At 55.5% G+C, this 24,158-nt stretch carries 10 protein-coding genes and 1 pseudogene; 3 read left to right on the forward strand and 8 right to left on the reverse strand.

Annotation, left to right across the window (positions count from 1 at the left end; all coding sequences use genetic code 11):
- Positions 1 to 33 precede the first annotated feature (33 nt).
- Positions 34 to 1,101 carry a butyrate kinase gene (gene buk / locus BLQ12_RS11790; protein ID WP_092210852.1) on the reverse strand — a complete coding sequence of 356 codons (1,068 nt, stop codon included), beginning with the start codon at positions 1,099 to 1,101 and terminating at the stop codon, positions 34 to 36.
- Between the two features lie 412 nt (positions 1,102 to 1,513).
- On the opposite strand from buk, the gene BLQ12_RS11795 reads away from it, so the two are divergent.
- The 3 genes from BLQ12_RS11795 to BLQ12_RS11805 all read left to right on the forward strand — a co-directional run bounded on the left by BLQ12_RS11795 (position 1,514) and on the right by BLQ12_RS11805 (position 5,226).
- Positions 1,514 to 2,323, forward strand: a complete 810-nt coding sequence (locus tag BLQ12_RS11795) for a glycerophosphodiester phosphodiesterase (protein ID WP_175469689.1) — start codon at positions 1,514 to 1,516, stop codon at positions 2,321 to 2,323.
- Positions 2,324 to 2,404: 81 nt separating this feature from the next.
- The gene (locus BLQ12_RS11800) at positions 2,405 to 2,785 is read left to right on the forward strand and encodes a nuclear transport factor 2 family protein (protein ID WP_092210854.1); all 381 of its coding nucleotides are present in this window, start codon (positions 2,405 to 2,407) and stop codon (positions 2,783 to 2,785) included.
- A gap of 794 nt (positions 2,786 to 3,579) precedes the next feature.
- Complete coding sequence (locus BLQ12_RS11805) at positions 3,580 to 5,226, forward strand: alpha-keto acid decarboxylase family protein (RefSeq protein ID WP_092210855.1); 1,647 nt, start codon at positions 3,580 to 3,582, stop codon at positions 5,224 to 5,226.
- A gap of 176 nt (positions 5,227 to 5,402) precedes the next feature.
- On the opposite strand, the gene BLQ12_RS11810 is transcribed toward BLQ12_RS11805, so the two are convergent.
- The 7 genes and pseudogenes from BLQ12_RS11810 to BLQ12_RS28330 all read right to left on the reverse strand — a co-directional run.
- Positions 5,403 to 6,305, reverse strand: coding sequence for an ADP-ribosylglycohydrolase family protein (locus BLQ12_RS11810; protein WP_175469691.1), 903 nt, complete (start codon positions 6,303 to 6,305; stop codon positions 5,403 to 5,405).
- A gap of 315 nt (positions 6,306 to 6,620) precedes the next feature.
- Entirely contained in the window at positions 6,621 to 7,580 is a 960-nt protein-coding gene (locus BLQ12_RS11815; protein ID WP_092210857.1) for an AEC family transporter, read from the reverse strand.
- Positions 7,581 to 8,088: 508 nt separating this feature from the next.
- Positions 8,089 to 9,150 (reverse strand): cytochrome-c peroxidase, encoded by a 1,062-nt coding sequence (locus tag BLQ12_RS11820; protein ID WP_092210858.1) that lies wholly within the window; start codon positions 9,148 to 9,150, stop codon positions 8,089 to 8,091.
- Positions 9,151 to 9,216: 66 nt separating this feature from the next.
- Complete coding sequence (locus BLQ12_RS11825; RefSeq protein WP_092210859.1) at positions 9,217 to 10,149, reverse strand: transposase; 933 nt, start codon at positions 10,147 to 10,149, stop codon at positions 9,217 to 9,219.
- Between the two features lie 155 nt (positions 10,150 to 10,304).
- Positions 10,305 to 10,745 carry a hypothetical protein gene (locus BLQ12_RS11830; RefSeq protein WP_092210860.1) on the reverse strand — a complete coding sequence of 147 codons (441 nt, stop codon included), beginning with the start codon at positions 10,743 to 10,745 and terminating at the stop codon, positions 10,305 to 10,307.
- A gap of 3 nt (positions 10,746 to 10,748) precedes the next feature.
- On the reverse strand, positions 10,749 to 22,478 hold the full coding sequence (locus tag BLQ12_RS27440) for a fibronectin type III domain-containing protein (protein ID WP_254782043.1): 11,730 nt from the start codon (positions 22,476 to 22,478) through the stop codon (positions 10,749 to 10,751).
- 270 nt (positions 22,479 to 22,748) lie between these two features.
- Positions 22,749 to 24,080: pseudogene (locus BLQ12_RS28330) on the reverse strand (right-handed parallel beta-helix repeat-containing protein); the annotation flags it as partial.
- Positions 24,081 to 24,158 lie beyond the last annotated feature (78 nt).

Below are 24,158 nucleotides of genomic sequence, written 5' to 3' on the forward strand. Positions count from 1 at the left end.
ACACCCCTATTATCTATTCACCTATGACCTATTTTACCTGATTTCATATTCCTTTGCCTCCTCTTCTCCCCTCAACACCCTCAAGGCCCCGTCTGCAAGCGCCTCAAGCTCGAATTCACCGGGTACGACCACCACGTCTGCGATGAACTCGATTTTTTCCGTGATGGCCTCGGTGAGGCGTCGGCTGTGGGCCATGCCGCCGGTGAGGACAACGGCATCGACCTGCCCGTCCATGGCGGCGGCAAGCCCCCCGATCTCTTTGGCGATCTGATAGACCATGCCGCCCCAGACCAGGATGGCCTCGGCATCGCCCTCTTCCATGAGACGCTCCACCTCGCGAAGGTCCACGATGCCGAGATAGGAGAAGATTCCGCCTTGGCGGCTGACGGTCCGCACAAGGGTATCCGGGGTGTACCGGCCTTCTTTAAGGGCGCTGACGATCCCTTCCACGGGAAGGGAACCGGAGCGCTCCGGGGCATAGGGCCCATCGCCGTTGAGGCCGTTGTTGACATCGATGACCCGCCCTTTTTTGTGGGCCCCCACGGTGACGCCCCCGCCCATATGGGCCACGATGAGATGGGCCTGGTGGTAAGAACCACCCCTTTCTTCGGCCACCCGCCGCGCCACGGCCTTCTGGTTGAGGGCATGGAAAATGCTCTTCCGCTCGATGCCGGCAAGGCCGGAGAGCCGAGCCACGTCGTTGAGTTCATCCACCACCACGGGATCCACGATAAAGGCTTCGCACCCGGACGTTACGGCAAACCGGCGGGCCAGGATCCCGCCAAGGTTCGAGGCATGGCTGCCGCTGGCGCCGGTTTTAAGGTCCGACAGAAGGTTGTCGCACACCCTGTAGACACCGCCGGTGACGGGGCGGACCAAGCCGCCGCGGCCCACCACGGCATCAAACCGGGCCGTGCCGAGGCCGCGTTTCTCAAGTTCCTCCGTGATGCAGGCAAACCGCATCTCCTCCTGCTCATGGACTTCCGAAAACGAGTCGATAAGGCTTCGGTCGTGATCCATGCCCGCATGGATCATCTCCCCTTGGGTGAACACCCCGATTTTTGTCGATGTGGAACCGGGGTCAATGGCCAGGATATTCATACGCCCTCCGGTGATGCATCAAAACATAGACGGTAAGATGACATTCCCCCATGTACCCCACGGGGAGACATTTAAACATCACGTTAACGTAAGGTTTAGCTTAATGTCAAGCACGAGCTGAACCGATATCCCCAAAAAGTACATCGTTCACAAAAAGCCCTCCACAGGCCTGTACCCCATCATACGCCGGGACGCTGCCGAGCCGGCTCGCCACGCATCCCGAAGCGATATGCCACTTATTCCAACGCCCCACCCTTCATCTGGCTTTCTAGGCGACACTGTACTATAGACATTCACCGAGGGAAGCGACTCCATGGCCCATGGCCTTCAGCCACTCGCCCCGTCATTCTATTCACCGGCCACCACGCCCCCGGTGCCACTTCTTGATCAACGCACAAAGGATAGAAGACCCATGGTATTGAACTCAGCCCACCGCGGCGCCCGAAGCCTCGCCCCTGAAAACACCCTTGCCGCCATTGAAAAAGGGTTCCAGGTGGGGGCCCACCTCTGGGAAACCGACATCTCCGTCACCCGTGACGGGGCCCTTGTCCTGTTCCACGACAACACCGTCGAGCGCACCACCGATGCCCTCACCCGGTTTCCCGGAAGAAAAAGCTACGCCGTCTCCGATTTTACCCTGGACGAACTTCGGCAGCTCGACGCCGGTTCCTGGTTCGTCCACACCGACCCCTTTGGCCAGATCAAAGCCGGTGCGGTTTCCGCAGGCGAAGCCGAGAGCTTTCGCGGGCTGACCATCCCCACCCTTAAGGAGGGCCTGGCCTTCACCGCGTCCAAAAACTGGCCCGTCAACCTGGAGATCAAAACCCTTTTGGGCTCTGCCGTGGGGTTTCCCGTGGTGGAAAAGGCCCTTTCCGAGGTGAAGCAAAGCGGCATTGCCCCCTCACAGGTCTTCTTCTCCTCCTTTGACCACCGCCTTTTAGACGAAATCAAAGAAAAGGCCCCGGAGTTTGCCATCCAGGCCCTCATCGGGGACACCGGGGAACCGAAAAACAACTGGGGCGACCTTACCTACGATACCTACAACGCCAACCAGGCAATCATCACCCCGGACGAGCTCCGCGCCATCGTCGCCAGAGGAAAAACCGTCAACCTCTGGACGGTCAACGACCCCCAACGCATGCAGGCCTTCATTGAGGCCGGGGCAACCACCCTGATCACGGATTTTCCCCAGGTATTAAAAACGATTCTGGCGCATGCGTAAAACCCGGGCACAACGTGAAAATCTTCACTGGAATGGATTGAAATAACAGATTTATGTGCACAACTCCATTAGGAAGGCCCCATGACAACACCCATTGAAACAGCCGTTCAAAACGCCGAAGAGGCCCTTCGTTCAGCCATGCTCAGATCCGATGTCGACGCCCTGGACCACCTGCTCGCACCGACCCTTTTTTTTACCAACCACCTCGGGCTTATCGTCAGCAAAGAAGAGGATCTGGACGCCCACGCCTCAGGTGCATTGAAGATTGACGAAATTGTCCCGTCGGAGATGCGTATCACCTCGCTCTGTGACACCGTCGCCACGGTTTCCGTGCGAGTAAGCCTGGCGGGCTCCTACGGCGGAGAGCCAGCAAGCGGAGACTTCCGTTTCACACGGGTCTGGGCTCTCTCGGAATCGGGGCACTGGCAGGTTGTCACCGCCCATGCCACCCTCACCCAGTAGATGATTTGTTCCCCTGCCTCACCTTCCCAGCCCCACCCATGCCCTGTCCAGGGAGGGTGAATGGGGCTGCTAGCCTGTAGCTCCCCTTTTCTGGTAACCTGTTTGCCAAAAGCCTTCAAAAATTGATATATTCATGGAGAATACCGTCCCCCGCTCACGCCGGATAAGAGTCCCCCAAACACACCCCCTGCTTCTCTTCAACAAGACGTTATAAACGCATCTATTCAGCTCAGCGCAGAATAACAGCCTTCTATCGTTAAAGTGCATGGAAAAGCCTGCCTCCGGCGGCGAGGTGAGCCACCTCGAAAGCAGTTGCGAATGCGCTTTCCCCTTCGTTCCTCAGGGAAAATCACATTCGCCTTTGGTTCAGATTAAACTGAATCTGTTTTTTAAAACCTGTTTATCAAACTTTTCAAAAGCTTGGCTCCCGGCAGGGCCGCCGGAGGCATCTTTAACTTGGCTGCCTCCGGCGGCAAGGTGTGTCACTTTGAAAGCTGGTTACGGATGCGCTTTACCCCTCGTTCCTCGGGTCAAAACACATCCGTCTTAAAAACGAAACGCATCCAAAAAAGTTTTTTGAAGGCCTATTTGTTAAACTTTTTAAAAGTTTAGCCCCCGGCAGGGCCGCCGGAGGCATCTTTAACGTCCCTTAACCCGGAGCACTCGGCATCCGGGACGCCTTTTTCAAGGAACCCGGACTCTCGCTCCTGATTCTGCCCGCTTCCGCACCCCCTTCCATTGAAGGGTGTGCCCCATGGACGTATCCATAACCGCATGTATTGGAGGATGTAACGATGACCGCATCGAGGACAATTGGTGGCTACCTGATCGAACAGCTCCAGGGCCATGGCGTCGACCATGTATTCGGAATACCGGGGGATTATGTTCTCTCTTTCTTCGATCTCATGGCCCGCCATGAGACGCTGGACCTGATCAACACCTGTGACGAGCAGGGGGCCGGGTTTGCCGCCGACGCCTATGCACGGGTACGCGGCCTGGGTGCGGTCTGCGTGACCTATTGTGTGGGCGGACTCAAAATCGCCAACACCACGGCCCAGGCCTACGCCGAAAAATCGCCGGTGGTGGTGATCAGCGGCGCCCCCGGCGTGGAAGAGCGCCTGAACAACCCCATGCTCCACCATAAGGTCAAGGAGTTCGACACCCAACTGCGGGTTTTCAAGGAGTTCACCGTTGCATCGGCCCTTCTGGACAACCCGGCCACGGCACCTGCGGAGATCGACCGGGTGATCCACGCGGCCCTGCGCTACAAAAGGCCCGTCTACCTTGAACTCCCGCGGGACATGGTGACAAAAGAGTGCCCTGCCCACCACACCCACGCCCGGGAAACCGAAACAAGCGCCCCGGAGAGTCTTAAGGAAGCCCTTTCAGAGGCAGTCAGCCTGATCAACGAAGCAAAGCGCCCTGTGATCCTTGCAGGGGTGGAGATCCACCGATTCGGCTTGCAGCCCCAGCTTCTTGCGTTTGCCCAGAAAACGGGGATCCCGGTGGCATCGACCATCCTCGGTAAATCCGTTATCTCGGAGAAATCTCCCCTCTACCTCGGTATCTACGAAGGGGCCACCGGCCGGGAGGAGGTTCGCGAGTATGTGGAATCAAGCGATTGCCTGATTATCCTGGGTGCGTTCATGACCGACCTGAACCTTGGGGTCTACACGGCAAACATCGACCCCGGCCGATCGATTTTTGCCATCAGCGAAAGAACCAGCATCAAGCACCATCATTACGACGACATCCTGTTCGAAGAGTTCATCGGCGGCCTCAGCACATCAGCCATACGGCCCAGAACGCCGGACGCCCTGCCCCAGCCAATGGAGCCGGACCCGGTTCAGGCAGGCAACGGAAACGACCCCATCACCGCAAAGCGCCTCTTTGAACGCCTGAACACATTTATAAAAGACACCACCGTGGTCATCGCCGACGTGGGCGACACCCTGTTCGGCGCCAACGACCTGCTCATCCACGAAGCCACGGAATTTTTATCCCCCGCCTACTATGCGTCCCTTGGCTTTGCGGTTCCGGCGGCCATGGGGGCTCAGCTGGCGAACCCCGCCCACCGGCCCCTGGTCCTCACCGGCGACGGCTCCTTTCAGATGACCGGCATGGAGCTGTCCACGGCGGCCCTGTTCAAACTCAACCCCATCGTCATCGTCCTCGACAACAAAGGCTACAGCACCGAGCGTCCCATGCTCGACGGCCCCTTCAACGACATCCATCCGTGGAATTTCAGCCTGGTCCCGGAGCTCTTAAGCGCCGGAAAGGGCTTTCACGTCAACACGGAAGCCCAATTGGAACGGGCCCTGGCCAAAGCAGAAGCGTACCTTGACGGGTTCACGATTATCCATGTCTCCATCGACCGCGATGATCGCTCGCCGGCCCTCCTGCGCCTGAGCGAACGCCTGGCAAAAAGAGTCAGGAAATGAGGGGGCCCCATGTCCCCCGCACCCCTTTGCGCTACGACGGCTTCATAGGATGTCAAAGGCAATGCCGTGCCCATCACAAAGGGTAATACCCGTCCTTGCAGGGAAAAGACGGCCAGATGCGCGTGTTTCGGACACAATAATCGGAAAAGATTCATCGAACAATGAAGGCTGCGAACTCACACGCGATCCATCAGCGCCAAAACCTGCTGGTGCTGAACCATCCCGGTAACCCAGGCCTCCGGCACAGCGTCAAGACCGTGGCGTGCCCCCAGAATAAGCCCTGCAAGCATGCCACGGGCAGCGGAGTCGCCACCTGCCATGACGTTTTCGATGAGGGCCTCTTTCAGGCTCTTTTCATGACGGGCAATCAGGTGAACAGTGGAAGGAAGGGAGGCCTCGATCTCGCACATCTGACCGAATTCGGCGATGGCCTCACGGGTCGGGGTCTCACGGCTCTGAAGCCCCATGGTGACCCCTTCCCTGAGTTCGGCACCACCCCCGGCTTCGTCCAGGGCAAGACTTAAGGCCTCCACCGGCCCGCATCCATCCAGCACAAGGCGGGCCACGCAGGCAAAATAGGCCGCCGCATCGGTCACGGCCATGTTGGCATGGGTCAGGGCGGTCTCGGTTGCGGCCAACTGCGCCAGTTCTCCGGCCGATATGTGGTTTCCGAGCAGCAACGGCGCAATACGTGCCGCCCCGGCCAGATCCGTGGACTCCGACCCCGCCTCGTCAAAGGCTGCCCCAGCGCCCAGGTTCTCCAGCGTCGCCTGGGACGCCTTGTCCAGATAGCAGGTCCCCCCTTTCATAAGCCCCACCCACGCCGCCATGAACCCTTCAGCATCAAATCCGCCGTTTTGGGCCACGGACTTCAGGAGCACCATCATCTGATCCCCGTAATGGGTAAACTCCCCCTTGGCCTTACCCTTGTGAAACGACGCCAGCTCCGGGGCGAGGAGCTCTTCAACACGCCCGTATTTCCGGTCGATGACTCGGACGTTATAGATCCAGTGCACACCCAGCGCTAAGGCATCCCCCACAAACGACGCCATCACGGCTTCCTTGACTCGCTCTTCCATGGTCTCCTCCTTGACGGTCTGTTGATAAAGTGGCCGGACACAGGCCTGAATCGGTTCGCAACCCATACCCACCGAGTATAGCAGGAGATAGCACATACCTCATTGATATTTTAAAGATATGTAAACGCCTCCACGGATCGCGTTTTAAAAAAAAGCTCCGCAAAAACGTTCCGGTATGGTCGTTTCAAGAAGAATGTCATGCCATCAAGGGATGACGAGTACTCCAAAAAATTTTCAAAACCTGTTTGTGAAACGTTACAAAAACTTTGCCCCCGGCAGGGCCACCGGGGGCAAAGGAGAACTGAATCCCTATGTTCACGCAAGGCCCAGGCCAAAGCGGGACGCCAGGGCCAGGGTGGCAGGAATGGTCACGACACACAACAGGGTCGACACAAGGACAGCTGCTGAGCTCCCCTCTTCGTAGATCCCGTAATCCCTGGCCACCAGATAGGAAACCATGGCCGTGGGCAGGCCGGAAAGGAGAATGCCCATGATCAGCCAGTCCCCGGTGACGTTACACATCAAGAGAAAAAAGGCCGCCAGCACGGGCTGAACCACCATCTTAACCACACTGACGGAGAGAAGATCCATGGGAGAGACAGACAGCCCGCTTTTGCCGATGACCATGCCCATGGCAAAAAGGGCACACGGCACGGACGCCATGCCGAAGTCGTGAAAAAACAGGGAGAGGGATTCAGGCAACCCCAGCCCGAGGCAGGACCAGAGAATCCCCCCCACAGAGGCGCCGATGACGGGCGTTTTCAAAAGTGAAAAGCAGACCGCCCCCAGGGTATGCACCGGGGATCGCCCCTTTTCCGCCCGATGAAACTCTAACTTGCCGATGGCCAGCATAAGCACCAGGGTCGGCATCAGGGTGGCCAGGGTCACGGCGATGACCGCATGGGAGCTCCCGTCAAACAGAGACAAAAGGATAGGAAACCCGAGATAGGCTGTGTTGGGAAAGCTGGCCGCCGTGGACCGAAGGCCCCCTTCCGTGAAGTGGCACTTAAAAGAGAAACAGGAGACAAGGAAAGTCACCAGATACGCACAGAGCATGGCAAGGGCAAATCCTTCCATGAACTGCCATTGGAAAATTTCAGCGGCCGGAGACGAGGCCAGGGAGCCGAAGATCAGGCTCGGCAGGGTAAACCTGTAGACAAAGGTGTTGAGAATAGCCGAACTCCCTTCCGGCAGCATCCCCTTGTAACCGGCCGCAAGGCCCAACCCCATCATTGCAAAAAGAGGCAAAAGCGTATTGATCATCGTCGTCAGCATACCACACCTTCCCAGAAGAAAATCTCACCCGGCCTGCAAGCCGGGAAAGCAATAAAAATCTCACTTTGGGTCGGCATCTGTGTATGGAAACATCGGGGTGTCAACCGTAGCGATCGGAAAAACGATGCCAACCTTAGGAAGGCGCGACGGTAAGCTCAAGCCAGTAATCGTAAACAAGACATTAGAAAATCTAATCTGAGAGGATGGGTATGCCCTCAGCGTCGGATGACATCCCGGAATCGTCAAGGACATGAAGGGTGTCGTGGGGATTGATTTGGACAAAGGGTGGGGCTATACGAAACGCTAATCGGTGCGGGGGCCGCACCTTTCGTTCATAGATCGCCTTCCAAGCATGGTGCCTGTCCCCTCTTGGACAAAAATTGCGATTTAACACGAAAAAAGCCCGGAATACCCAGAGAAGAGAAGAACCAACACCCCACTCCCCCAGAAAAGGCATCCGGGCTTAAAGCTCCAATACCTGTAACAGGAATATGCGATCTGTCTCAGATCAATAGCCGTCCGTCAGGGTGTGCAGAAAAGAGACGATGTCATCGATTTGATCTTCCTCCAAACCAATGGATCCTACGCGTTGGTCCAGGTTCCTCGGCACTTCTGGCGTCACCTCGCTCCGATCATTGATGAAGGCCACCATCTTTTTCAAAGTCGAAAAAGAGCCGTTATGGGAATACGGGGCACTCAAGGCAATGTTTCGAAGGGTAGGAATCTTGAATTTTCCGTCCTGGGAAGGATCGCTTACCGTCCACCCCAACCCAAAATCCGGTTGGTCAAGGGGAACGAGGGGGTTGGCGGGGACCCCCACGTTTGCGTACCGATAATTGGTAAACAACGCCGAGGGGCTGCCAAAAGAAGCCGAGGTGCTGTGACAACCTGAGCAGTTGGCTTCAAACAGCGCCTGTCCCCGGGATTCGCTGGGTGTAAACGTCTCCTCGGCAACATCGTACTTTGAGCTGAACGCAGTAACATCCTGAGACCGTTCATAAGCGGCGATGGCCCTGCCGAAATCGTCATAGGCCTCATCCACGTCATCCAGTGAATCTCGCCCAAAGACCCGGTACCAGAGAAAGACATAAGACGCCTCTTTAATAACCTCGATGACCGCCTCTTTGTCCGGCATGGCCATCTCGTCAGGATTCAAAGGGGGCCCTTGGGCCTGCTCGGCAAGGGGATCACCCAAAACAGACCCATCGGCCCTGCCATCCCAGAACATACCGCCAACCCACCTCCCGTCGGCATCGTCAAAGAGCGAAGGGCTGAAGCCCGCATAGGCTGCCGTCGGAGCGTTGCGTTCTCCCTTGCTCACCCCGTCCGCACCGGTGGAGACCACTTTCCTGGCTGGATGGTTGGCATTGGTGATATCGGCAAACCCAGCAAAGGGATGATGACAGTTCTGACAGGATTGCGTGCCGTTAAACGAGAGATTCTTGTCTTTGAAAAGCCTCATGCCAAGGCGTTCCATATTGTTACTTATCGCCAGGGCTTCGGTGGCAAAACAAATGAAGCCCACTGCCATTAGAAACAACACTGTTTTTTTCACGATGAAATCCTCCATGATTACGTGGTTGTCACCTCTTTCAGAAGGGCTGTCATCTTAGAAGATAGGGGTCGAATCAAGCCATTACTGGATAAGCCCCCTCGCCTCCATCAATACCTTATTCAATTTACGATCATTTTGAAGCTCCATCTCGAATCTTTGACAGACTTTAGAGACCCCTGACGTACCAAGACCGAAATGTCTACCGATAGCTTTCAGTGGCGCACCGGAATATTTTTTCATAAGGTATATTTCCAACTTTCTTGCAAGGTTGGGGTCATTAACAACCTCATGAACAACTTGGGATATCAAATCAAGTGAGGGCCTGCTCTGGAGTGCTTTCAAGGCAGGTAACTCGGGATCACTGCGACGCCCCTCAAGGTATTTTTTGCTGATGCCTTCGACAAACGATTCCGGACCCAGGATCGTCGCAGCCGACACCTTTTCCAGCGGACTCGGGGCATGGATACGCTTTTTATCAGAGACAAAAGCCGCAAACGCCTGCTGAGCTGATCTGAGACGCTCACTGAAACATCCCAGTACAAAGCTGGTCTCCAACCACTCCGGTGCCTTCTCTTTGCCGATATATACTCTATGGCTGGACCATGGGAAATCCTCTGGGTCCTCCACCATGGCTGCTCGGACCGGATTTAAATGGATATACCTTGCAAGTTCCATCGCATAATCATCTTTAAAGACCAAAATAGCTTTGTACCGTCCCTGAAACAAGTAACAGTAACGCTTGCGTTTTACATTGAAATACGTGGTGTACGAGCCGTTCAGATGCTTCATGATCTGCGGGAGGTTGGCGTCAGGGGTTTCAATAAGGATATGGTAGTAATTGCTCATCAGGCAGTAAGCATGGATGATGGCACCATAACGCTCATGGGCCTCGCCGAGATACTCCAAAAATTTCTCTCGGTCCCGCTTGCTCTTGTAGATGGTCTTTCGCTCGTTACCTCGGGATGCCACATGGTAAAACGCCCCGGGAAACGTAATCCGTAAGGGTCGTGCCATGGTGATGCCTTTGGTGAATGGTACAGGATAGGGGGGCTATGATGCGACATGATCCACTGATAAATCATCAACTTTGCTTCAAATATAAGTATACGGGACTTTGTCAAATGTCAAGACGCGACCCCTTTACCCTTTTCAGGGTGACCTCTTTTCTTTCATACCGAGTTCCCTTTACATTGCTCACTGTATAGCACATCAACAATTTCCTTTATTGTCTTAGCTTCCTTTATTTTTTCTTGAATTTCATTAAAACTACCACTTGACACCCACCCATCCCATGATTCAAGTGATTTTTCCACAAGCTTTTTAACATCATACACATTTACCTGAGACGGTTTCCCTTCAAAATCAATACCCACTTTTACTTTTTGATTCAAAAATATATTATACCCCCAAAACGGGCCAACACCATGAATTTTCCTCGCATCACTGACAGTATATTTCATCCCATCAGGTGCAACAATCACCATTTTTTTAAACCAGCCTTTTTTAATCGCATTGGCATTGCAAGTTGTTAGCGCTTCTTCATTAACCGCAATATATATAACACCTTGACTAAAGCACAAAACTGGATAAACAATCTCTTTGGCACGCATTAATTACTTCCTTAGTGTATTAGCGACTCTAACGCTACCAGAAAAAAGCATAGCTTTAAACCAACGTGGTGTCCCATGCCAAATTTTTTCTGCTGCATTAAAGGGCGCTTTTCCTTTTCCGTGTATTGACATATGAAAAATAGCGTTTGGCATAGCCATTAAGTTCCATGGTTGATTTTTTATCACATCAGGAACATATTTCCCAAGCCCTTGGTTTCTATGAAATAGCCAATGATGCATATGCTGCCCCTTATATTGTCTCCATCCACTTTTAGACAGCCACTTGCTTGTTGCAGTCCAAGTATGGCTTCCTACTTTAAAAGCGCCCTTGCCAACCCCTGTAACTATCGACTTAATCAAGAAGACATCAGATATAGCCAAAACAGTATTTATTGTTCCCCAAATGTACCTTCCGTTCTGAAAATCTGAAATTGCAGCACGGGCAGACCCCCAAACGGGAACCATACTTTCCCAAAAACCGGGTGGTTTTCGGGAACACAACCCCCACGGATCAATCCCCCCATTCGGGTTGTTGTAACAATACGCATAAAGATTCAACCCATCCCCCATCGGGTCCACCCGCAGATACCTCCCCGTCTCCGGGTCGTAGTACCGGTTCAGGTTGTAGTACAGGCCGGTTTCGGCATCGAAGTACTGCCCTGCAAACCTCAAATTGCTGGAGATGATCTCTTCATCAATCATCACATTGCCGAAGGCGTCGAAGGTCCCGGACCAGACGGTTTTGCCGCTGGTGCGGATGAGCTTCTGGGGGGTGCCCATGGAATCGTTTTGGTACCAGTAAAAATAGTTTTCGGTTTTCTGCCAGAGGGGCGAGGTGCCCCAGAGGGAATCCGGGGACCACCCGTAGGAGCGGAGTTCGTTGCCGGTGCTGTCGTACTCGCCGATGAGGCCCTCGTCGGCATAGAGGAAAAAGGTTTGCTTGCCACCCACGTCCTTCCAGAGGCGGCGGCCAAAAGGATCGTAACCGTAGGTGGCCACCACCTTGGTGTCGGCGTCCGTCACCCGGACCAGGCGGTCTTCGATGTCGTAGGCAAAATGGAGGGATGCATCGCCTTTGGCCTTCAGGGTCATGTTGCCGTTGGCGTCATGGGCAAAGGTGATGGCTCCAGCCTTTGTAATCTCGTTGTTGTCGTTGTAGTCCCAGGTCCCTGAGGTGGCCGCTGAGGTGAGGCGGTTGCCCATGGCATCGTAGGTGTAGGCCTCGTCCGGGAGGGTGGGATTGGCTGCTGCGGTGAGACGGTTCAGGGCGTCATAGGCGTAGGTATACGTCCCGTGCTCGGTGGTTTTTTCTGTCATATTACCCGTGGAAGAATAAGCATACCCCCGGGTCATGAGGTCTTTGCCTGCTGGGTCCTTGGCACCCATGGACTGGATGCGCATGAGGGCATCGTAGCTGTGGTGCATGGTGCTGCCGCCGGGAAGGGTTGTCACTTCCGGGGCGTTCCAGGCAAAAGCGTTGTTGGTGATCTGGCCCTGGCCCGGAATACTGATGGTGCTCAGACGGTTGCCGTCGTCCCAGGCATAGGTGACGGTGTTGCCGTCGGGACCGGTGAAGCTCTTTTTTTGGCCGTTGGCATAATAGGTATAGGCGTAACTCAAGCTGAACGAACCGTAGTTGACCGTTTCCGATGTTTTCCTCTGAAAATCGTCGTAGGTATACGACCCCGAGGCCGACCCGTCATCCCAGGTTTTCAGGCTGCCCATGGCATCGTAGGTGAAGGCGACGGTTTTCACCGGGTTCTCGTGGTCGCCCGTGGCAAAGTACGTTACCTTTTCGATGCGATTGACCTTGTTGTACTCGTACTCGATCCTCTGGCCTTTGGTATCGTTTACCGCGGTCCGGTTGCCCATGGCATCGTACTCGTAGGAGGTATCCTGAAGCATGGGCCGGGTGAGCTTGATCAGCCGGTTGTTTCTGTCATACGCATAGTAGGTAATCCCCTTGTTGGGATCGTGCAGCTCCACCAGGTTGCCGCGGAAGTCGTAGACTCTCTTGACAACACCCCCCATGGGATCTGTCGTTTCCACAAGGCGGTTGAACAGGTCATAGATATAGTGGGTCGTTTCTTGGTTTTCATCCATGGAGGAGGCGACATTACCTGAAACATCGTAGGTTACCTTGCGGCTCCGAAGCACGGTGTCGCCATCCAGGTCGATCTCTTTGACCACCCGTTGCAGGCGGTCGTATTCCAGTTTCCTGGTGAAGGTGGGGTACTCGATGCGCACGGGCATGCTGGAAAGGACCCAGGAATCGGGTGACTCATCATAGTGGTATCGGGTGGTGTTGCCCGCGCCGTCGGTTGTTACGAGAAGGCGCCCTTCGTTGTCGTATTCCGAGGTGACGAATTTTCCATCCTGATCCGTCATACGGGTCGGGAGGCTGTCAGTGTTGTACTCGGTGGTGGCGTACTTTTCTGCCGGGTCCACGGCCTTGATCATGTTGTTGTGATCGTCGTACCTAAACTCAAACCGCTTGAGCAGGGCGTTGACCACCGCCGACATGTTGTTGGCGCCGTCATATTCGAAAGATGTGGTCTGAAGCAGTGGGTTGGTCTGGGAGACAAGCCGCCCCATGTCATCATAATCGAATGTCCACTCGTACCCTCGTGGGTCCACCATGGTAAGCGGGTTGCCCATGGCATCGTACCCGGTGAACCGGGTTGTGTTCTCCTCGGGGTCGGTCATGGTGGCGAGGTTGCCGTTGTCGTCGTAGGTAAAGCGGGAGGCAACCGGCTCTTCGCCCTCCGGCACCTTGAGGCTGACAGATTCCAGAAGGTTGTCCGCATTGTAGGCGTAGGTGGTCACCTGCTCCAGATCTGTATCTGCACCCCTGGTCTTTTCGATGAGGTTGCCGTTGTCGTCGTAACGGTAGAGGGTCACCACGCCGCCGGGGTCCACGGACCGTGTCATGTTCTGGTAGGTGTGTTCGTACTCAAAAGATGCACTGGTGCCGTCGGGAAGCTCGATGTCTGTCAGGTTGTCCCACTCATCGTACTCTTTTGTGGTGACATTGCCCTTCTCATCCCGGACCACGTGCCGCCTGCCCTGCACGTCGATATCCATCACCGTACGGCCGTTGACCGCCACACGAACGGTCTCTCCTTTGTCGTTGTACGCGATCTCCTTGACCATGCCTAAGGTGGTTGTGATCTCTGCATGGTACTCTTTTTTCACGTCGTCGTAGTCATAGCTGAAGGCGTGACCGTTTCCGTCTGCGTCCGTAATGGCGCTCAGGCCGTCATCCCCGGTGATCACGAGGGTTGCCCTGTCCTTGGCATCGGTGACTTTTTCAATCACGGATTTGACGAAGATGTAGTTCCAGTCCCCGGAGCCCTGGGACGACGACGCACCCATGGCAAACTGACTGCTGGGAATCGTCAGGGTTTTCACCCCGTAATCAAAGACCGTCACCCCTTCGAGAACGTCCGTCACCCGATGAAGGCCCATTTTGTAGCAGTGGTCATTAACCACCTTGTCCTGGGCCGAGACGCTTCCAGAGCCCTGAAGGGAACAATCGATGGCCTGGTATTCGTAGCCCACCTCGCGGTCCGCAAGGTCGGTGATTTTCGACACCTTGTTGACTCCGGCCCCCAGCACATCCACCACCTCGGCCTCGATCCTGAGCACCTGCCGATCGTTTCGGTCCGTTACCCCGGTCACAGCCCCGCCGGGACCGCTTTCATAGAGCAATTTACCCACGACCCCGTTCCGGTTCCCGAAGGAGAGCATGCGGCCCAGGCTGTCGTAACGTTCCCAGTTGCCGCGGCCATTGCTCCAGCGCCACCCATCCCCGTCCTCTCTGCGGAGGGTGTTGGTGCTGCACACATAAGCATCCCCGGTTTTTGTGTAGGCGATGCCGTATCTCAAAATTTCATGGGGGGTCATGCCTGCCGAGTCGTTGATGTTCCGGATCGTTTTTTGGACATCGTAGATATCTGTCTTTTCGGTACGGAACACAAGGCGATCGGTCAATCGATGGTGCCAGGAATCACCATAGTAGTCGCGCCTGATCTCAATGACACCGCCCGGCACCTTGACGGCCATGTCCACGTAATCGTCCTGGTACTCCCGTGACAAGGTGTTGGCATAGCAGCCCACAACGTGCTTGATCTGCTTCAGGGTGTCTTTGGCCGCTTTCCAGGCATTGTCGTAAAGGGCTTTGGCGCGGACAAGAAGACTCGGCACCTCCGAGCACCCCCCTGCGCTGCCCTTGATCCCGCTTGATGTCGGGCGGGAATAGGATCCGCCGGAGCCATGGCCGCTGCCTCCGTAGTAGGCGCCTCCGCCACCTGAGTGCCCACTTCCACCGCCGCCTCCGCCACCTGCACAGCGGATAGCATACGAGAAGCAGCTCTGTGCGGAGGTGGTTGATACGTAGTCGTTGGGACAGGGGGACTCGGCCCGAACCCTTACACAATTACTGTAGGTTCCGCACCCGCCCCCGGTGCTCTGCGCGTCACTCTCATCCGGGCTGCTGATGCAGGTCACCCGGTACGGGACAACCACGCGCTCCTTGGCACCTATAGTCTCAGGGAAATCCACAAGGAACTCGTACCGGAAGTAACCGTCGTCATTCGGAGGGGTAAACGCCACATTCTGGGCGGTGATGAGGCCGTAGTTGGTAAAGACGATCTCGCCCTGGAACACGTCCCCGGCTGCCATCTGCGGCAGGGAGATGGAGGCGGGTTCGGCCACCACCACGGCTGCAGGGACATCGGTTTTGTAGGTCACATTGAGAACCACCTCATACTTGTCCTCAATGGTGGTCTCGGTTACCTCCCACTCCACGGTGACAAGGTTGTACTGCAGGAAGGCATCTTCGGTGGCCGTCATATCAGGCTTGATCCAGAGCCTTCCGATCGTCTCCTGATGATCCGAGGCGGTGATGCGGTACTTGTACCTGCCCGTGGGCAGGTTCTCGAAGAGAAGCTCGCCATAGGCATCGGTGGTGCCGCTGAAATCCACATCCAGAACCTTTTCGTTCTGGATACGGATCCTTGCTCCGCGCAAGCCCTGGACCGGCAGGTTGTCTGAGCCCAGGGTCCCGGTGTAAATATCGGAAACCTTGAACAAGGCCTTGCCAATCCCGGATTCGGTGACAGAGGCGTAGAGATTGATATCCGTTACCGGGTGGTTTGAGCTCGAAACACGCAGTAAAAAGCCCCAAGAGTCTACGGGGACCGTTTCGTGGGGGGCAAAGGTCACGGAGATCTTCCGTTTCTCACCGACTTTCAGGGTTCCCTGATCAGTGGGTGAACCCAGGGTGACCCAATCGGGAGCCTTGTTTCCATCCCGGGTGACAAGGGCAAGAGAAACCCCCTCCATGTCTGCAAGGCCACGGTTTTCAATGGTCACAGTTTCGGTGACGCTGTCTTCCCGGGCAAGGCCCGTCGCCACATGGTTCGGCGTGAACCAGAGGGCGGGTTTTGCCTCGGAGAAAGAGGCGTTCACCCGGATCGTGGCCCAGGGTTCTTCGCGATCGTCGCTCACGGCTTTAAGGACGATCCCTTCCGCTGAGGATGCAAAATTGTCCGCCCAAAGGATAAAATCAAGACGGGCCGTTCCACCACCCTCACCGATGGAAATCGGTGCTTTCAAGTCCAGGTGCACCCCGTTGGGCAGCTCACCGGATGGCTGGTCGTCGGCACGGCAGACCAGCTTCAGGTTGGCAAGAGCCGTCCCTTCGCTCACATCGGCGTTGACGCGGATCTTCTGCTCGTAGTTTTTCGGGATATTGACGGTGATCTTGTTCGGGCCGACCCACACCTTGCCCACGGCAAAGGTCTCCTGAACAGGGTGATCGTTGAGGTCCGGATGCACCGCACAGACCGAATAGATGCCGGACTCCCCGGCTGGTGGGGTGAACCTGTAGCAAAAGGTGCCGTCCTCACGGGTAAAGACCTCTTTTTTCCGCTCGAACCCGTTCAGGGTAATGACAAGATCCAGGGAGGCATCGGGCATGGGCTCTTTGGTTTTTCTGTTCACGGCCTGCCCTGTGATGACGATCTCTTCCTCCCCGAAACTGTGTTTCGGGGTCACGGAGGTCACGTCCCCGACATAAGTGGTATCTGAAAGCGAGACCGCCCGTGTGGACGAGGGCCCGGGCATCTGAACCTCTTCGGGCTTTCCGCAGCGATAGAAGATCTTGCCGATCTCGGCCCTCAAGGTAAGGTCTTCGGGGGCGGCCGCCGGAACGGCCATGGTCACCGGATCGGATTCAAACACAGCACCCGGGGCAATTTTTGCCACGGTGAGGCCGCTTGAAAGGGTGGTTACGCTGCTGCCAAGGGCCATCCTGAACCGGGCCACGGTGACGACGTTTTCCTCTTCATCCAGAAGCAGGAACCGAATATCCGGCGCATCGGCGTTGCCGTTTATAGCAGCGGTGACGATTTCAATATCCTCTCCGCCGGTATTTTCAAGGGAAAAGCGAACCTGTCCGTCTCCGCCTCGGATAAACTCTTCATTCATCACCTGGAGAAGGAGCATGCCGGTTCCCACGCTGATTCGAGAGGACCTTCGGATGGAAGCCAGATCGTTTCCGTTCTGGCGCACCTCAAGGGTGACGGTGGTATCCTCCTCATCTTCCAGATCGGGGTACCCGCCAACGATGACAGGGACGGTGACCGACCCTTCCGCACCCACGGCAAAGAGTTCGGAGCGATGCTGTTTTCCGGCCAGGGTGGTCACAAGGGTCAGCCTGTCCAAGGGCGTTGCGGATAGATTTTCCACCCGATACGCCAGTCGGTTCATCACCCCACGCTTCACCATGGCATCTTCATGGAGAAGCGTGGCTGTCAGGCGTGGAAGGACCAGCGCCCTTTCCGGACTTTTTTCGCCTGCGCCATCAACGGCGGCGACGGTATACACGCGGTGATCGTGGGTATACCCGGTGTCCGTCCACGTAGGGGAGGCAAGCAGGGTATCGTTTAGTTTCAGCCTGGCGTCGCCTTCGCCCTGATAGATATCATAGCCATCAATGGCTCCGGTATCGGGGTAAGCCCATGCAATGACCGGCAGGGAATCATCCTCCTGGACCACACGGAGGTCGCCCACCGGCAAGAGCTTAAAATTCAGGTAAACCGATTCCGAAGGCAGGGATTCGTTTCCGATCTCATCCACAGCGGTCACCGCATAGCAGTGCTGGCTGTAAGAGGGGGAAGAGTCCAGGGCCCCTGCCCCTTTGATGCGGTCCACCACAGGGGAGAGCCCTTCAACGGAGACCAGCTCGTCGCCTGACGACCGGTACAGCCTGTAGTGGACATCGCCTGAACCCGACGGTTCGGCCCAGGTCGCCATGATGCCCTGGGGAATAAGAACCAGTTCGAGGCCGGAGGGGCGATCAGGGGCCACAGAATCCGCCGTGACCTCCACCGCTGCCGACAGGGGGCTTTCCGACTCTTCGCCATTGTCAAACCGAACACTTGCAACGGCGTACCTGTAGGTTCCGTCCTCCTCGGTTTGATCCATGTGGTAGAGGGCATCCACAACACGATCTCCGAGGGGCGTCAGCTCGGCGTCTCCCGGGGCCTGACGGTAAAGCTGATATGAGACAGCCCCTTCCACCTCTTTCCAATCCAGGCCGATTTTTCCGCCGGAAAGGGCAGTTGCCGTCAACCCGAAGGGAGCTGCAAAGGGTGGCAGATCCCCCTGGTAAACCTGGAAATGATTCGGGGCTGCGATTTTCGTGCTCTCGTTCCCGAGTTCGTCGACGGCGTGGAACACAAACCGAAGGGACTCCGGTGCATCAAGGCCCCCATCGGCAGGCAGGGTAAAATGCCCCTGCCAGGCCTGAGCCGTTCCCTGGGGTGACGCCACTTCCCTCAGGTTTGTGATCCCCTCCTCTGTTCGCCCGTCGGCAGAGAGCAGGTAAGACAACTCAGGGAGGACGCCCTCTTTTGCCTTTTCATCCAGTGCGATGGAGACCGTCACGGACACCGGTTCGGTTTCATCGTTTTTCACCGGGTTGTCCGGAGTGATGACAAGCCGAGTGACCTCGGGGCCGTCGGTATCAATGAGAACGGTGCGCCCGCTCTGGATCCCCGTCCCCCTGTTCCCGGCCATATCCCTTGCGGAAAAAACCGCATGGGTGGCTGCTGAGGGTGTGCTGTCGATAATTTCAAACGATCCGCTGTAGGTAAGGCTGGTCTCTTTTTTCAGCTCCACGGGGATGGGAAAACCACCCTCGGGCGTAACGGAGAAGAAAGGTGCGGCCTGCAGGGCCTCATTAACGGTGACGGTCAGGTCCACCCGCCCGGGTGCCATGGCCCCGGTAACGGGATCGCTCGGTCCCATGGGGCTCCATGTAACAGAAACGGCCGACGGAGGCGTCTCATCGGAATAAGCGGACACCTCGGCAGAAAGCCCGCTCTCGTTGGTCACAGCATCCACAGCCGTGATCCTGTAGAACCACTGCCCGTCCTGCTCCGGCATGTCCGTGTACTCAATGGCCGTTACAGGCGTGCTGTTTAATTTGTGGGCCCCGGACTGGTCGGCGAAGGAGGCTTCGGCCCTGTAGATATTGTACCCCGAAGCCCCTTGGGTTGCCTTCCAGCCAAGCTTCACAACGCCCGAGGGCCTCGTCTGCGCCTGGAGCCCTTCGGGAACCTGGGGAATGGTCGTATCGAGGGTGACGTTCACAGGGGATGAAGCCGGGCCTTTGCCCGCCCTGTTTTCTGCCGTGGCAACGATGCGGTTCTCCCCTTCGGCAAGGGGCAATTCGATACGGAATCCCCCCTGTGCGTCGGCATGGGTCTTGATGGATGAATCCACATCGTTCACGGTAAAGGAGAGAATGCTGCTCTTTTCAGCTCTGCCGGTGACCGTCAGGGCCACCTGATTTGTCACAAAGCCATCCGCAGGGGAGGTGATCACCGGTGCCCCGGGCAGGGCAAGCTGAACCGTCACGGAAACAGAAAACTCGGAACGGTTGCCAAGGGTATCGTAGGCCTTGATCAATAGCGTGTGCGCCCCGTCTTCAACAGACAGGATGTCAAAGGCAAAGGAATAGCCATTGGAACCGTTAACATCCGTTGCAACAAGGGTATCGTCCAGATAAAACTCAATGCGGCTTACCCCGGCAGCATCTGCCGCCGCAAGGGTGAAGATGCCGGATGCCGTGAGGACCAGGCCGCCCGTCAACGGGGCTCCGCTGAACATCATGTCGGTGAGTTCGGGTCCTTGAAGGTCCGGGACAGGGGTTGCCTCAACCGAGGCCACAGAAGTGTCCTCCCCACCGGAGAGGTTCACGGCTGTCACGGCAAAATGGTACGTTTGATTGTCGGTGAGTCCAGCAACCCGTGTGGAGGTTGCCGACGTGGTCCGCGCCGGGGTAAGCCCCGCCGTGTCGGAGAAGGCTCCGCCCTCTTTCACATAGACAAAATAATTCTTGAGGTGGGAAGCGGGAGATGAGGCAGACCATGAGAGATCGGCATACCCGCTGTGGGGCGTTACGGTCAGCCCCGTGGGGTTGACAAGCCAGGTGTACCCTGTGATGGCCTTGCCTGTGCTCTCATTGCCGTCTTCATCCCGGGTGTAAATTTTGAAAAGGTGCTTGGAAGCCTTGGAAAGCCCTGACTTCTCGTAGCTCAACTGATCGCCGGCCAGGATCTCTCCGGTGGAATCGTCGCCGAAGCAGACGCGATACCCGGTGATATCCGATTCATTGCCACCAGGCTTTGCCCAGGTAAAGAGCAGGGAGGATGCGTTGGAGGTCACGGAGAGAACGGAGACGTCCCGGGGAGGAATTGTATCCTGGGGAACGGCTGCCACCGCGTGAACCTGGGGATCAACATTGCCCATGCGGTCCACCGGAACCACGGCAAAGTGATATGTCACGCCCTTGGTCAGGCCGGATACCGAATGCAGAAAGCGCCCGGCACTCACAGTGTCAACGGGCGTCATGCCCGTAACGTTAGAAAACTGCCCGGCCTCAGAGAGATAAATCCGGTAAGAAGCCACATCCCCGTGAAGGGATTCGTTGTACCCTCTCCAGTCAAGCAACACGACGGTTCCAATGCCTTTCCCGTCTGCCTTCAGTATCCCACTTGCCAAAGCAGGCGGCGCTACGTCGTCAAAACGAATCAGAACCGTCGTTGTTTCACTGACGTTGCCCGCCCTGTCTTTTGAGGAAAAAGCAAATGAGTTATCGCCATTTGCAAGGGTTGCGGTGTGCTGCCAGGAGGTTCCTTCGGTGTGGCCGATGATCTCTGTGCCTTCAAGGAGAACAGAGGCATAAGGCTCTTTGGTGCCTATGATGGTCTGTGTGGTGGTGTGGGTGGGGGATGTGACGGGGTTGACGACAGGTGACGCCGGCGGCGTAAAGTCCACGGAAAAGCGGTTCAGCATCAACGCGCTTCGGTTGCCGAAGGTATCCTCCAAGGCGACATGCACCATGTACGTGTCCTCACCAAAGGGGAAGGACGGGGTAAAGAGCAAACCCGTATCTGAAGAATGCTCCCAGTTACCCGCTATTTCAGCGTTTGATTGATTGGTGATTTTCAACGTGGACGCGACAAGATTGAGACCAGATGTCTCCTCTCTGTAACGGACAGTCACCGACGCCGGTACCGTTGTCAGCCACGCATCTTTATTCGGTGTCACGGACACAACAGACGGTGCCACAGAATCCACCAGGACATCCAGCCAGAGAGCTGTGCTGGCGTTGCCTGCCTCGTCTTTCAAGTAGACCTCAAGGGCATTCTCCCCCTGGGCCATGCCAACAGAAACCGACCAGTCACCGGAGCCGATACCCACTCGCTGAGTGCCGTTAATCCAGACGCTGGTCTTCTCTTCACGGGTACCGGTCAGGGCAATGGTGGAATGTTTTGAACGGTTCTCCTTGGGGCGCACGGCAAGGACACCACTGACCGTGGAGCCACCTGTAATGGAGAGGCCTTCCGGGGGAACCGCATCAATAACGAAAGAGAACGCATACGTCTTGGTGTTACCGGAGTCATCAAAGGCTGTCACAGCAACGCTATAGATTCCGTCGGGCAAAGGGAGAACCTGCGGAATGAAGGTAAACAGATCGCCTGCCTCCGTAACGCTCCCTTCAACCAACTCGTCGTTGGCATCCTTTACCTCAAAACTCTCAATCACCGAAGCATCATCCACGAGGCCGTGTTTGTCCTTAAGCCTGACGGTCACAACATCTGCCTTGCCTACCGAAGCCCCTTCAACCGGATAGGTGCCGATCAGCTCAGGTGCGATGGTGTCGAGAATCTTGTCCAGTACAAGGTCTTTGCCGTTGTTGTCTTCAAAGCTTTCATCCACTTGAGATAGCGCATCTGCAGTCACCGTAAGTGTATGGTCCCCTGCCACAGCCTTCCAAGTATAACTGATAGTAGTCGACTCACCCGAGGGAATGATGGTGTTCAAGTCCTGGTTCAGGACAACCGCACCGTCCATGGCAAACGACACACGAAACTTGTCTACCACGGGACCCGCACCATCGTTCAGAACAGTCACCGTAAACGTAACCTCCTGATCAGGAGCAATAACGCCTTCCGGAACCACAGCGATCTCGGAAACCACCAGATCAGGGCGATCCCCTTTTGACGTGAACGTCCATACCGGGCCTTTTGTCTCAAGCCCCCCCGTATCCCGGGCCGTTACCTGCCAGTAATAGGTGGTGCCCTCAAGAAGCCCTGGAAGATCAAAGGAGGGATTAGTCAAATCGGAAGCAATGACTTGGAGTGCATCAGCAGCCATCCCCGTCGCCACATCATAAACCACAGAATCTGAAGGGTTGGGATCCCCTCCCTTCCAAGACAGAACAACGGCAACAGGATTCCCATCTTCCACAACCGATACCCGAACAGCGTTGTCTGCAGGAGCAGGAAATTGAGGGGCATAGGGCGGGGTGTTGGTCGGAGGGACCTCCGTACAATCGCTCTTCTCCGTAAGCCAGGGATCGACCAGAACATTGCCGTGCACCAAATCGCCTGCACTGTTCGGACCTGCAACATCATTCCACCAGTTTTCTGTTGCCTTTACCTCGCCAGAGGTGTTGTTGAACACCCCATGCCCGCTGTTTTTAATAAAATTGTTCCTTTGAATCACCGGACCTGCATTGTTATCTGCATAAACCCCGACCTTGTTCTCCATGAAGGTGTTGCAGCTTACGTCAGCTCCGTCGCACCCGTTGCCATAATAATAAAGACCGGAATGACTTCCGTAACGGATTATATTCCCCCGAACGGCGGGCTTGGCATCGTGAAACTCCATGTTCTTGGTGCCGTACTCCACGATGCAGTTCTCAATGACAGACATGCTGTCCGCAGTGCCACCGTAAAAGTAAAGCCCTGGCCAGTCGCCGGGTTTGGGAAAATTTTTTGAAGAAGTAAATATAATGGGAAGTTCATTGGTACCTTGTGCAAACAAGGCTCCCATACGAGAGCCGTAACCAATATGAACCCTGCAGTTGTTGTCGAATTTTACCGTTGTTCCCGGCTCAATCGTCAAGGTGACGACTGGCCCATTGACAGTGGGTTGATACACATTCACCGGTCCGTTCACAACATACGGAACCCCTTCATTCCTCCAGACAACATCATGAAAAATCGAACTTCTCAACACCTCAATCGCCTGTCTTGAATTCTTGGTAAAGGTGTTGCCGCTAAGATACATTTCTCCAGAAACGCGGATGGGATAATGGTTATTCTCAACAAATTGATTATCTCGAATGACGGGTTTAGAATTTTCATCGAAACAATAAATTCCATAGTTGTCATTTTTTTCAAACCGGTTACCTGTGACAACTGGTGATCCCGACCTTAAATAGACACCACAATTCTTAGAATTAACGATCTTGTTACCCTGTATTGTTGGCTTACCAGAGTTGCTATAGATGGCATCGTTTTCACACGCTGAAATGGTGTTACCTGACAATATGGAATTACCTGAATTTAAATAAATGCCATAGTTATTACTTCCTGTGATTATGGAATTTCGAATTCGAAAAGAACCGTTTCGGACGTAAATTGAATGCCCGCCATTGCGGCCTCCAGCATTTCTAATTTCGCAACCGTCAATTACGGAAATTTTATCATCCGCTCCTTCGTAAAAAATTATTCCGTACCAATTATAGCTGCCCTCTTTCACAAACTTTACGGGGCTGCCAGCAGTTCCCTCAGCTACCAAAGCGCCTGGTTCACCATTATCATGTCCAACAAATAGGCAAGAACCACTGCTCATGCGGACTTCAACACCAGGGTTCACTTTTAATGTTGTAACTCCATCCCCACCATCTCTGCCTTGAATGTTAATACGCCCCGTTACGAGATATGGCATTTCCGTATTACCCCAGACCATATCCTTGCTAAGAGTCGCCCCCAAAAGTACAAGAGTCGAATCACCATTCCCAGAAAATGTATTACTATCCAAAGGAAT

It is taken from the genome of Desulfoluna spongiiphila, from assembly GCF_900101345.1.
GTDB lineage: Bacteria > Desulfobacterota > Desulfobacteria > Desulfobacterales > Desulfolunaceae > Desulfoluna > Desulfoluna spongiiphila.